The organism is Mitsuaria sp. RG, assembly GCF_028369275.1.
GTDB classification, from domain to species: domain Bacteria; phylum Pseudomonadota; class Gammaproteobacteria; order Pseudomonadales; family Pseudomonadaceae; genus Aquipseudomonas; species Aquipseudomonas peradeniyensis.
In genome coordinates this window covers 1-11,743 of the sequence record NZ_JAQMYQ010000040.1, presented here as the reverse complement: position 1 = coordinate 11,743, position 11,743 = coordinate 1, and the positions used below count along the sequence as shown (strand labels likewise).

Annotated in this window: 10 protein-coding genes; 9 read left to right on the top strand and 1 reads right to left on the bottom strand. The window is 63.8% G+C overall.

The window, feature by feature from the left end; translation table 11 throughout:
* The first annotated feature begins 59 nt into the window (after nt 1-59).
* A complete protein-coding gene (locus POF53_RS19785; protein WP_498969088.1) occupies nt 60-1,022 on the top strand; it encodes an NAD(P)H-quinone oxidoreductase in 963 nt (320 codons plus the stop codon).
* Nucleotides 1,023-1,171: 149 nt separating this feature from the next.
* Here POF53_RS19785 and nadB read toward each other — a convergent pair whose 3' ends face one another.
* Nucleotides 1,172-2,773 carry an L-aspartate oxidase gene (gene nadB, locus POF53_RS19780; RefSeq protein ID WP_203647795.1) on the bottom strand — a complete coding sequence of 534 codons (1,602 nt, stop codon included), beginning with the start codon at nt 2,771-2,773 and terminating at the stop codon, nt 1,172-1,174.
* A 436-nt stretch (nt 2,774-3,209) separates the two neighbouring features.
* On the opposite strand from nadB, the gene rpoE reads away from it, so the two are divergent.
* The 8 genes from rpoE (at nt 3,210) to era (ending at nt 11,711) form a co-directional block, all read left to right on the top strand.
* On the top strand, nt 3,210-3,791 hold the full coding sequence (gene rpoE, locus POF53_RS19775) for an RNA polymerase sigma factor RpoE/AlgU (protein WP_010220971.1): 582 nt from the start codon (nt 3,210-3,212) through the stop codon (nt 3,789-3,791).
* 31 nt (nt 3,792-3,822) lie between these two features.
* Nucleotides 3,823-4,413: a sigma-E factor negative regulatory protein gene (locus tag POF53_RS19770; RefSeq protein ID WP_203647794.1), complete on the top strand. Its 591-nt coding sequence runs from the start codon at nt 3,823-3,825 to the stop codon at nt 4,411-4,413.
* Between the two features lie 13 nt (nt 4,414-4,426).
* Nucleotides 4,427-5,392: a MucB/RseB C-terminal domain-containing protein gene (locus tag POF53_RS19765; RefSeq protein ID WP_232855781.1), complete on the top strand. Its 966-nt coding sequence runs from the start codon at nt 4,427-4,429 to the stop codon at nt 5,390-5,392.
* A gap of 167 nt (nt 5,393-5,559) precedes the next feature.
* Nucleotides 5,560-6,999: a DegQ family serine endoprotease gene (locus POF53_RS19760; protein WP_232855782.1), complete on the top strand. Its 1,440-nt coding sequence runs from the start codon at nt 5,560-5,562 to the stop codon at nt 6,997-6,999.
* Between the two features lie 315 nt (nt 7,000-7,314).
* Nucleotides 7,315-9,105: a translation elongation factor 4 gene (gene lepA, locus POF53_RS19755; protein WP_189656960.1), complete on the top strand. Its 1,791-nt coding sequence runs from the start codon at nt 7,315-7,317 to the stop codon at nt 9,103-9,105.
* Nucleotides 9,106-9,110: 5 nt separating this feature from the next.
* Nucleotides 9,111-9,965, top strand: a complete 855-nt coding sequence (gene lepB / locus POF53_RS19750) for a signal peptidase I (protein ID WP_110739523.1) — start codon at nt 9,111-9,113, stop codon at nt 9,963-9,965.
* 161 nt (nt 9,966-10,126) lie between these two features.
* Nucleotides 10,127-10,816: a ribonuclease III gene (gene rnc, locus POF53_RS19745; RefSeq protein WP_028690123.1), complete on the top strand. Its 690-nt coding sequence runs from the start codon at nt 10,127-10,129 to the stop codon at nt 10,814-10,816.
* Nucleotides 10,809-11,711: a GTPase Era gene (gene era / locus POF53_RS19740; RefSeq protein WP_203647791.1), complete on the top strand. Its 903-nt coding sequence runs from the start codon at nt 10,809-10,811 to the stop codon at nt 11,709-11,711. Before rnc ends, era begins: the two co-directional genes overlap by 8 nt.
* Nucleotides 11,712-11,743 lie beyond the last annotated feature (32 nt).

Genomic DNA, 11,743 nt, shown 5'->3' with positions numbered 1-11,743 from the left:
AAAAAGCCTGGGACGTGCTTATCCCAGGCTCAGTCATATGATTCAACTATGGAGGCACTGTGAAGGCATTGCAAGGCGTTGACGGACATGTGGCGTGGGTCGAGGCCGAGCGCCCGGCCTGCGATGCCGGGCAGGTGCGCATCCGAGTGGCCGCCGCCGGGCTGAACCGCGCCGACTTGCTGCAGCGGGCCGGACTGTACCCGCCACCGCCTGGCGCCAGTCCATATATGGGCCTGGAGTGCTCAGGGATCGTCGAGGAGGTCGGGGCTGGCGCCGATTGGCGCGTGGGCGACCGGGTCTGCGCGCTGCTGGCTGGCGGCGGCATGGCCGAGGAAGTCGTGGTCGACGCCCGGCACGTGCTGCCGGTGCCTGAAGGCCTGAGCCTGCACAAGGCAGCGGCGGTGCCCGAGGTGTATGCCACGGCCTGGCTGAACATCTTCCAGCTGGGCGCGTTGAAAGCCGGCGAGAAGGTGCTGGTGCATGCCGGTGCCAGTGGTGTGGGCTCCGCGGCCATCCAGTTGTGCAAGGCGTTCGGCAACCCGGTGTGGGTCAGTGTCGGTTCGCCGGAGCGCCTGGCCTATTGTCAGTCCCTCGGCGCCGCCGGCGGCGTGGTGCGCAATGACAACCTCGACGATCTGGAGCAGCTCGGGCCGTTCGACGTGATCCTCGACCCGGTGGGCGCCAGCTATGGCCCGCTCAACCTCAAGCTGTTGGCCCGTGACGGGCGCTGGGTGATCATTGGCCTGATGGGCGGGCGCAAGGTCGAGCTGGACCTGGCGCTGGTGCTGGGCAAGCGCCTGGAGATTACCGGTTCGACCTTGCGCAACCGCGATGACGCGTTCAAGGCAGAGTTGTTGCGCGAGCTGCGCCAGCAGGTGTGGCCGCTGTTCGCCGAGGGGCGCCTGTCGCCACAGCTGGTCGACACCTACCCGGTGGCATTCGCCGAGGCCGCCTACGCGGAGCTGGCGAGCAACCAGGTGTCCGGCAAGCTGGTGCTGGTGATCGACCCTACACTTGTGTGATCTGGCGCATGCCCCTGTAGGAGCGGCCTTGTGCCGCGAAAGGGCTGCGAAGCAGCCCCGGCGGTTGATGCGTCAATCGATCAACCCTGGGGCTGCTTCGCGACCCTTTCGCGGCACAAGGCCGCTCCTACAGGGATCGCGCAGACTGCCTACGGCACCAGGATGGTGTCCCGGGCCTCGGGCAGCATCCCCGGGTAGTCCAGGGTGTAGTGCAGGCCCCGGCTTTCCTTGCGCTGCATGGCCGAGCGGATCATCAGCTCGGCCACCTGCGCCAGGTTGCGCAGTTCGATCAGGTCGCGGCTGACCTTGTAGTTGCTGTAGAACTCGTCGATCTCGTCCAGCAGCATGCGCACCCGGTGCTCGGCACGCTGCAGGCGCTTGCTGGTGCGCACGATGCCGACATAGTCCCACATGAACCGCCGCAGCTCGTCCCAGTTGTGGGCGATGATCACGTCCTCGTCCGAGTCGGTCACCTGGCTTGCGTCCCAGCAGGGCAGGGCGCGGGGCATGGCCACCTGCTCCAGGCGCGCCTCGATGTCGGCGGCGGCGGCGCGACCATAGACGAAACATTCGAGCAGCGAGTTGCTGGCCATGCGGTTGGCGCCGTGCAGGCCGGTGAAGCTGGTCTCGCCGATGGCGTACAGGCCGGGCACGTCGGTGTGGCCGTGCTCGTCGATCATCACCCCGCCACAGGTGTAGTGGGCCGCAGGCACCACCGGGATCGGCTGGCGGGTGATGTCGATGCCGAAGGTCAGGCAGCGCTCGTAGACCGTCGGGAAGTGGCTGGTGATGAAATCGGCCGGCTTGTGGCTGATGTCCAGGTAGACGCAGTCCACCCCCAGGCGCTTCATCTCGTGGTCGATGGCGCGGGCGACGATGTCTCGTGGCGCCAGCTCCTCGCGCGGATCGAAGCGCGGCATGAAGCGCTCGCCGTTGGGCAGGCGCAGCAGGGCACCCTCGCCGCGCAGGGCCTCGGTGATCAGGAAACTCTTGGCCTGTGGGTGGTACAGGCAGGTCGGGTGGAACTGGTTGAACTCCAGGTTCGCCACCCGGCAACCGGCGCGCCAGGCCATGGCGATGCCGTCGCCGCAGGCGCCGTCGGGGTTGCTGGTATACAGGTAGACCTTGGCCGCGCCGCCGGTGGCCAGTACGGTGAAGCGCGCGCCGAAGGTGTCCACCTCGCCGCTGTTGCGGTCCAGCACGTAGGCGCCCAGGCAGCGGTCGCCGTCCAGGCCCAGGCGGCGCTCGGTGATCAGGTCGACGGCCACGCGTTGTTCGAGCAGTTCGATGTTCGCGCGTTGCCGAGCCTGTTCCAACAGGGTGGTGAAGATCGCGGCGCCCGTGGCATCGGCGGCGTGGATGATGCGCCGGTGGCTGTGGCCGCCCTCGCGGGTCAGGTGGAATTCGAAGCCGCCGTCGTCGACGCTGTAGTGTTCGTCGCGGGTGAACGGCACGCCTTGCTCGATCAGCCACTGGATGGCCTCGCGGCTGTGCTCGACGGTGAAGCGCACGGCGTCCTCGTGGCACAGCCCACCACCGGCGTTGAGGGTGTCCTCGACATGGGACTGCACGGTGTCGGTGTCGTCGAGCACCGCGGCGACGCCGCCCTGGGCCCAGAAGGTCGAGCCGTTGGCCAGGTCGCCCTTGCTCAGCACGGCGATGCGCAGGTGGCGCGGAAGGTTCAGTGCCAGGCTGAGACCGGCGGCACCGCTGCCGATCACCAGGACATCATGTTGGAATTGTTGGCTCATGTCGGGACACTAGTAATCTTTGGAAGGGGCACGGCACAATAGTCGAGCGCAGATGGCACTGTGAAACTATCGTGAAACCTGGCCGGGATGCCTTTATAGCAGCCCCGGGCGCCTGATTTCCAATGGCGCATACGGGTGGATGGCGATCTTTATGGGAACTTTCCGATACCCCTGGAAATCCTATGAAGGCTGCCCGTACGCCACAGATCGCCGCGGCGACGCAAGGCGGCAGCTCTATCTTGGGCTGGCACCTGCGTAATGAAACCAGATTATCGACGCAGCCGGCCGTGACCGCGCTGCGTCTTTCGTGCGAGCCGACCAAGGGCCGCAGGAAACTTGCTTGGAGGGGAGAACTTTTGCGCAAAGCCCGAGTCTATGGTTGCAAGCCTGAACGATGGCTGTTGCAGCGCTCCTTCGAGATCACTGAGGAGTGTTCATGCTAACCCAGGAAGAGGATCAGCAGCTTGTCGAGCGCGTGCAGCGTGGCGACAGGCGAGCTTTCGATCTGTTGGTGCTGAAGTATCAGCACAAGATTCTCGGGTTGATCGTGCGTTTTGTACACGACACCCATGAGGCGCAGGACGTGGCGCAGGAAGCCTTCATCAAGGCATACCGGGCGCTTGGGAATTTTCGCGGTGACAGTGCTTTTTATACCTGGCTGTACCGCATCGCCATCAACACGGCGAAGAACTACCTGGTGTCCCGCGGTAGACGGCCACCAGACAGCGATGTGAGCTCCGAGGATGCGGAGTTTTACGACGGCGATCATGGTCTCAAGGATCTCGAGTCCCCAGAGCGCGCGTTGTTGCGGGATGAAATCGAAGGCACTGTCCATCGCACCATCCAGCAACTGCCGGAAGACCTGCGTACAGCATTGACGCTGCGCGAGTTCGATGGACTGAGTTACGAGGACATTGCCAGCGTCATGCAATGTCCAGTGGGTACCGTGCGCTCTCGAATCTTCCGCGCTCGGGAGGCCATAGACAAAGCCCTGCAACCTTTGTTGCAGGAAACCTGAGACAGCGGCGACAGCCAAGAGAGGAACCGCCATGAGTCGTGAAGCTTTGCAGGAATCGCTGTCCGCGGTGATGGATAACGAAGCGGACGAACTGGAACTGCGTCGCGTGCTGAACGCCGTCGACGATGCCGAAACCCGTGCCACCTGGTCGCGTTACCAGGTTGCCCGCGCAGCCATGCACAAGGAGCTGCTGCTGCCCAAGCTGGACATCGCCTCGGCGGTTTCCGCGGCGCTGGCCGACGAGGCCGTGCCGGCCAAGGTCAAGCAGGGCCCGTGGCGCAGCATCGGCCGCCTGGCCGTGGCCGCTTCCGTGACCGTTGCCGTACTGGCCGGCGTGCGTTTCTACAACCAGGACGAGATCACTGGTGCCGAGCTGGCCGCCCAGCAGCCTGCCCAGCAGGGCCTGAGCATGCCACAGGCGCAAGGCCCAGCCGTATTGGCAGGCTATAGTGAAGGCAACGAGCAACCGACCGGGCCGATGGCCAACGGTGTGCTGCAGAACCAGGCCGGCTGGGATCAACGTCTGCCGGGTTACCTGCGCCAGCACGCCCAGGAGTCCGCGCTGAAGGGCAACGAGACCGCGCTGCCTTACGCCCGCGCCGCCAGCCTGGAAAACCGCTAAGTTAAGGAGGATCATGCGCGCGCTACCTCTCCTGTCGCTGCTGCTTGGCAGCAGCCTGACGGTGCAGGCCCTGGCCGCCAACTCCTCGCCCGAGGCGAGTGAGTGGCTGAACAAGCTGGCACGGGCCGAGCAGCAGCAGAGTTACCAGGGATCCTTCGTCTACGAACGCAACGGCAGCTTCTCATCCCACGATATCTGGCATCGCGTCCAGGACGGCAAGGTCAGCGAGCGGCTGCTGCAGCTCGACGGCTCGGCCCAGGAAATCGTGCGGGTCGATGGCAAGGTGCAGTGCGTCAGCGGCAACCTGGTCAGCAGCGTGGGCACACCGCCGGACAGCGCCCCGCGGGTGCTTGATCCCCTGAAACTGATGAGCTGGTACGACCTGAGCGTGGCGGGCAAATCACGCGTCGCCGGGCGCGACGCGGTGATTGTCGCGCTCACCCCGCGTGACCAGCATCGCTATGCCTTCGAATTGCACCTGGACCGCCGCACCGGCCTGCCCCTGCGCTCGTTGATGCTCAACGACAAGGGTCAGTTGCTCGAGCGCTTCCAGATGACCCGTCTGGACACCGACAATTTGCCGACCGATGCCGAACTGGGGGCCAGCGCGAGCTGCAAACCGGTCGAGCGCAAGGCTGCCGGCACCGCCGAAACCGTCGCCGGATGGCGTTCGGACTGGCTGCCGCCGGGCTTCGAGCTGGTCAACAGCTCGGTGCGTCGCGACCCTGAGCGCAAGAGCACCGTCAGCAGCCTCATGTATGACGACGGCCTCGCTCGTTTCTCGGTGTTCCTCGAGCCGATCGGCAACGAGGCCGGTATCGATACCCGTGCCCAGCTCGGTCCCACCGTCGCGGTGTCGCGGCGCCTGACCACGCCCAAGGGCAAAGTAATGGTCACCGTGGTCGGCGAGATCCCGCTGGGGACCGCTGAACGTGTCGCCCTGTCGATGCGGGCCCAGGATGCCCAGGCGCGTCAATGACGGCGCGCCTTCTGACAGCTCTTGTTACACAGAGCTGACATGAAATTAAGGCATTGTCATTTGCAATCCTGCCGCAAATTTTCTATAGGTCAGGCTTCTCGGAGTCTGGCCTTTCCTGCGTCTGCGGGAACCTTACTGCTAACTACGCTCGTTGTGACGGGAGCCGTATGTCAATACCACGCTTGAAAACCTACCTATCGATGTTCGCCGCCGTGCTCATGCTCGGCCAGGTGCTCAGCGCCCAGGCCGAAGAGTCCCTGCCGGACTTCACCACCCTGGTCGAGCAGGCCTCGCCGGCGGTGGTCAACATCAGTACCAAGCAGAAACTGCCGGACCGCCGCGTCGCCGCCGGGCAGATGCCGGACCTCGAAGGCCTGCCGCCGATGTTCCGCGAGTTCTTCGAGCGCAACATGCCGCAGCAGCCGCGCTCGCCCCGTGGCGATCGCCAGCGCGAAGCACAGTCGCTGGGCTCGGGCTTCATCATCTCCAGCGACGGCTATGTGCTGACCAACAACCACGTGGTGGCCGACGCCGACGAGATCATCGTCCGCCTGTCCGACCGCAGCGAACTGCAGGCCAAGCTGGTAGGCACCGACCCGCGCACCGATGTGGCCCTGCTCAAGGTCGAAGGCAAGAACCTGCCGATCGTCAAGCTGGGCGACTCGGAGAAGCTCAAGGTCGGTGAGTGGGTGCTGGCCATCGGCTCGCCGTTCGGCTTCGACCATTCTGTGACCAAAGGTATCGTCAGCGCCAAGGGCCGTACGCTGCCCAACGACACCTATGTACCGTTCATCCAGACCGACGTGGCCATCAACCCGGGCAACTCCGGTGGCCCGCTGTTCAACATGAAAGGCGAGGTGGTGGGCATCAACTCGCAGATCTTCACCCGTTCCGGCGGCTTCATGGGCCTGTCGTTCGCCATCCCGATCGACGTGGCGATCGATGTGTCGAACCAGCTGAAGAAGGATGGCAAGGTCAGCCGCGGCTGGCTGGGCGTGGTGATCCAGGAGGTCAACAAGGACCTCGCTGAGTCCTTCGGCCTGGACAAGCCGGCCGGCGCCCTGGTGGCCCAGGTCCTGGAAAACGGCCCGGCAGCCAAGGGCGGCCTGCAGGTGGGCGACGTGATCCTGAGCATGAACGGCCAGCCGATCGTCATGTCCGCCGACCTGCCGCACCTGGTCGGCAGCCTCAAGGACGGCGAGAAGGCCAAGCTGGAGATCATCCGCAACGGCAAGCGTCAGAACCTGGACGTCACCATCGGCGCGTTGCCTGAGGATGACGCCGACATCGGTCTGGGCGCGGGTGCCGATGGCAGCGCCGAGCGCAGCAGCAACCGTCTGGGCGTATCCGTGTCGGACCTGACCGCCGAGCAGAAGAAGTCGCTGGAACTCAAGGGCGGCGTGGTCATCAAGGAAGTCCAGGATGGTCCGGCGGCCATGATCGGCCTGCGTCCGGGTGATGTCATCAGCCACCTGAACAACCAGGCCATCGCCTCGGCCAAGCAGTTCACCGAGATCGCCAAGGAGCTGCCGAAGAACCGTTCGGTGTCCATGCGTGTGCTGCGTCAGGGGCGTGCCAGCTTCATCACCTTCAAGCTGGCTGAATAAGCGGGTTGAACAGTAGGGAAAGGGCAGCTTCGGCTGCCTTTTTTCATGAAATTTCACAATTCTCTGTAGGAGCGGCCTTGTGCCGCGATCGGGCGCGCAGCGGCCGCAGAGGCACCGTCACCGCTCGCCAGGTGCAGCGCATGCTGGATATTGCGGCCGCTGCGCGCCCGATCGCGGCACAAGGCCGCTCCTACAGTGCGTAAGTGCACCCGATAGAGGAATCTCCCATATCCCTCCGGCTTGAGGTACAATTCCCGGCTATTTTTCGGCGGGCGTCCGGCTCGCAGCCTTTTCGAGTGTTGACCTGTGAGTGATTTGAGTCATATCCGCAATTTCTCCATCATCGCCCACATCGACCATGGCAAGTCGACGCTGGCCGACCGTTTCATCCAGATGTGCGGTGGCCTGACTGCGCGCGAAATGGAAGCTCAGGTTCTCGACTCCATGGATCTCGAGCGCGAGCGCGGTATCACCATCAAAGCCCACAGCGTCACGCTGCACTACAAGGCCCAGGATGGTAAGACCTACCAGCTGAACTTCATCGATACCCCCGGCCACGTCGACTTCACCTATGAAGTCTCGCGCTCGCTGGCGGCGTGCGAGGGTGCGCTGCTGGTGGTCGATGCCGGTCAAGGTGTCGAGGCCCAGTCCGTGGCCAACTGCTACACCGCCATCGAGCAGGGCCTGGAAGTCATGCCCGTGCTGAACAAGATGGACCTGCCCCAGGCCGACCCGGACCGCGTCAAGGACGAGATCGAGAAGATCATCGGCATCGACGCCACCGATGCCGTGGCCTGTAGCGCCAAGAGCGGCATGGGCGTCGACGAGGTACTCGAGCGCCTGGTGCAGACCATCCCCGCGCCGGAGGGCGAGATCGATGCGCCGCTGCAGGCACTGATCATCGACTCCTGGTTCGACAACTACCTGGGCGTGGTCTCGCTGGTGCGCGTGCGCCAGGGCCGCGTCAAGAAGGGCGACAAGATCCTGGTCAAGTCCACCGGTAAGGTGCACCTGGTCGACAGCGTCGGCGTGTTCACCCCGAAACACACCCAGACTGCCGATCTGAAAGCCGGTGAAGTGGGCTTCATCATCGCCAGCATCAAGGACATTCACGGCGCGCCGGTGGGCGACACCCTGACCCTGTCCAACACGCCTGAAGTCGAAGTGCTGCCAGGCTTCAAGAAGATCCAGCCGCAGGTCTACGCCGGCCTGTTCCCGGTCAGTTCCGACGACTTCGAGGACTTCCGCGACGCCCTGCAGAAGCTGACCCTGAACGACTCGTCGTTGCAGTACATGCCGGAAAGCTCCGACGCCCTGGGCTTCGGCTTCCGTTGCGGCTTCCTCGGCATGCTGCACATGGAGATCATCCAGGAGCGCCTGGAGCGCGAATACGACCTGGACCTGATCACCACCGCGCCGAGCGTGATCTACGAGCTGGAGCTCAAGACCGGCGAGACCATCACCGTCGACAACCCATCGAAGCTGCCGGACGTCTCGGCGGTCAACGACTTCCGTGAGCCGATCGTCACCGCGACCATCCTGGTGCCACAGGAGCACCTGGGCAACGTCATCACCCTGTGCATCGAGAAGCGTGGCGTGCAGCGCGACATGCAGTTCCTCGGCAGCCAGGTGCAGGTGCGCTACGACCTGCCGATGAACGAAGTGGTGCTGGACTTCTTCGACCGCCTGAAGTCGACCAGCCGCGGTTACGCCTCGTTGGACTACCATTTCGACCGTTACCAGTCGGCCAACCTGGTCAAGCTGGACGTGTTGATCAACGGCGACAAGGTCGATGCCCTGGCCCTGATCGTGCACCGCGACAATGCCGCCTACAAAGGCCGCGCATTGACCGAAAAGATGAAGGAACTGATCCCTCGGCAGATGTTCGATGTGGCGATCCAGGCAGCCATTGGCGGCCAGATCATCGCGCGGACAACCGTCAAGGCGCTCAGAAAGAACGTACTGGCCAAGTGCTACGGTGGTGACGTCAGCCGTAAGAAGAAGCTGCTGGAGAAGCAGAAGGCCGGTAAGAAACGCATGAAGCAGGTGGGTAACGTGGAGATTCCACAGGAAGCCTTCCTTGCCGTGCTCAGGTTGGATAGCTAGGTCCTATGTCGCTAAATTTCCCGCTGTTGCTCGTCATCGCCGTCGCCGTCTGCGGTCTGTTGGGTCTGATCGACCTGCTGTTCCTGGCCCCGCGCCGGCGGGCGGCGATCGCCAACTACCAGGGCAGCGTCAGCCAGCCCGAAATGGCCGTGGTCGAACGCCTGAACAAGGAGCCCTTGCTGGTCGAGTACGGCAAGTCGTTCTTCCCGGTGCTGTTCATCGTGCTGGTGCTGCGTTCGTTCCTGGTCGAGCCGTTCCAGATCCCGTCGGGGTCGATGAAGCCGACGCTGGAAGTGGGCGACTTCATCCTGGTGAACAAGTTCTCCTACGGCATTCGCCTGCCGGTGATCGACAAGAAGGTCATCGAGGTGGGCGATCCGCAGCGCGGGGATGTGATGGTGTTCCGCTACCCAAGCGACCCCAACGTCAACTACATCAAGCGTGTGGTCGGACTGCCGGGCGACGTGGTGCGCTACACCAGCGACAAGCGACTGTTCGTCAACGGCCAGTCGATCGCCGAGCAACTGGTCGGCAGCGAGCCGGGTACCCTGGGCAGCGCCGAGCTGTACAAGGAAAAGCTCGGTGAAGCCGAGCACCTGATCCGCAAGGAAATGACCCGCTACCGCATGCCGCCGGACCAGCAATGGACCGTGCCGGCCGGTCATTACTTCATGATGGGCGACAACCGCGACAACTCCAACGACAGCCGCTTCTGGGATGACCCGAATATTCCCAAGGAGCTGCACGGCATGGTTCCTGACCGGAACATCGTCGGCAAGGCGTTCGCGGTGTGGATGAGCTGGCCGGAGCCGAAACTCAGCCACTTCCCGAACCTGTCGCGGGTCGGGCTGATCCATTGAGTAACGACGGCGCTGTCCACGGACAGCGCCGATTGCATTTCTGACATAGGCTGTGTTCTCAGGGAGCGAGAGCTTTCGCCGTTTCCGGCGACAGACCGCAGTCAAACCGTCTTTCAGGATGTTGATTTGAACAACGCGTTGAACATTGCACGGGTGGCCCCATGAGCGCTTCCCTGGCCCGCCTGGAGCGCAAGCTCGGCTACACCTTCAAGAACCAGGACCAGATGCTGCTGGCCCTGACCCATCGCAGCTATGCCGGGCGCAATAACGAGCGCCTGGAATTCCTTGGCGATGCCATCCTCAACTTCGTGGTCGGCGAGGCGCTGTTCGAGCGCTTCCCGCAGGCCCGCGAAGGCCAGCTGTCGCGCCTGCGTGCACGCCTGGTCAAGGGCGAGACCCTGGCCCGTCTGGCCCGTGGCTTCGACCTGGGCGAGTACCTGCGCCTAGGCTCGGGCGAACTCAAGAGCGGTGGCTTTCGTCGCGAGTCGATCCTCGCCGACGCCCTCGAGGCCCTGATCGGCGCCATCTACCAGGACGCCGACATGCAGACCGCCCGCGAGCGTATCCTGGCCTGGCTGACCGATGAGTTCGACGGGCTGACCCTGGTCGACACCAACAAGGACCCCAAGACCCGCCTGCAGGAGTTCCTGCAGTCGCGTGCCTGCGAGCTGCCACGCTACGAAGTGGTGGACATCCAGGGCGAACCGCACTGCCGGACCTTCTTCGTCGAATGCGAAGTGGTCCTGCTGAACAAGAAAAGCCGCGGCCAGGGCGTGAGCCGGCGTATCGCCGAGCAGGTCGCCGCTGCCGCCGCATTGATCGCCCTGGGCGTGGAGAATGGCAATGACTGAGAACACTTCGACCCGCTGCGGCTATGTCGCCATTGTCGGTCGCCCCAACGTGGGCAAGTCCACGCTGCTCAACCACATCCTCGGGCAGAAGCTGGCGATTACCTCGCGCAAGCCGCAGACCACCCGCCACAACATGCTCGGTATCAAGACCGAGGGTGACGTGCAGGCGATCTATGTCGATACCCCCGGCATGCACAAGGCCAACGACAAGGCGCTCAACCGCTACATGAACCGCAACGCCTCGGCGGCCCTCAAGGACGTCGACGTGGTGATCTTCGTGGTCGACCGTACCAAGTGGACCGACGAGGACCAGCTTGTGCTGGAGAGGGTGCAGTACGTCACCGGCCCGTTGATCATTGCGGTCAACAAGACCGACCGCATGGAAGAGAAGTCCGAGCTGATCCCGCATCTGCAATGGCTGCAGGAACAACTGCCGAACGCCGAAGTGATGCCGATCTCCGCGCAGCAGGGGCACAACCTCGAAGCGCTGGAAGCCCAGATCGCCAAGCACCTGCCGGAGAACGAACACTTCTTCCCGGAAGACCAGATCACCGACCGCAGCAGCCGCTTCCTCGCCGCCGAACTGGTGCGCGAGAAGATCATGCGCCAGCTGGGCGCGGAGCTGCCGTACCAGATCACCGTGGAAATCGAGGAGTTCAAGCAGCAGGGCCATGTGCTGCATATCCATGCGCTGATCCTGGTCGAGCGTGACGGGCAGAAGAAGATCATCATTGGCGACAAGGGCGAGCGTATCAAACGCATCGGTTCCGAGGCGCGCAAGGACATGGAAGTGCTGTTCGACTCCAAGGTCATGCTCAACCTGTGGGTCAAGGTCAAGGGTGGCTGGTCCGACGACGAGCGCGCCCTGCGGTCGCTGGGTTACGGCGACCTGTAAAGCCTGTACCCCCTCTGTAGGAGCGGCCTTGT

Coding starts and splice junctions, on each gene's coding strand:
- POF53_RS19765 (WP_232855781.1), top strand. CDS start 4,427: ATGCGCGCGCTACCTCTCCTGTCGCTGCTGCTTGGCAGCAGCCTGACG.
- nadB (WP_203647795.1), bottom strand. CDS start 2,773: ATGAGCCAACAATTCCAACATGATGTCCTGGTGATCGGCAGCGGTGCC.
- POF53_RS19770 (WP_203647794.1), top strand. CDS start 3,823: ATGAGTCGTGAAGCTTTGCAGGAATCGCTGTCCGCGGTGATGGATAAC.
- rnc (WP_028690123.1), top strand. CDS start 10,127: ATGAGCGCTTCCCTGGCCCGCCTGGAGCGCAAGCTCGGCTACACCTTC.
- era (WP_203647791.1), top strand. CDS start 10,809: ATGACTGAGAACACTTCGACCCGCTGCGGCTATGTCGCCATTGTCGGT.
- lepB (WP_110739523.1), top strand. CDS start 9,111: ATGTCGCTAAATTTCCCGCTGTTGCTCGTCATCGCCGTCGCCGTCTGC.
- rpoE (WP_010220971.1), top strand. CDS start 3,210: ATGCTAACCCAGGAAGAGGATCAGCAGCTTGTCGAGCGCGTGCAGCGT.
- POF53_RS19760 (WP_232855782.1), top strand. CDS start 5,560: ATGTCAATACCACGCTTGAAAACCTACCTATCGATGTTCGCCGCCGTG.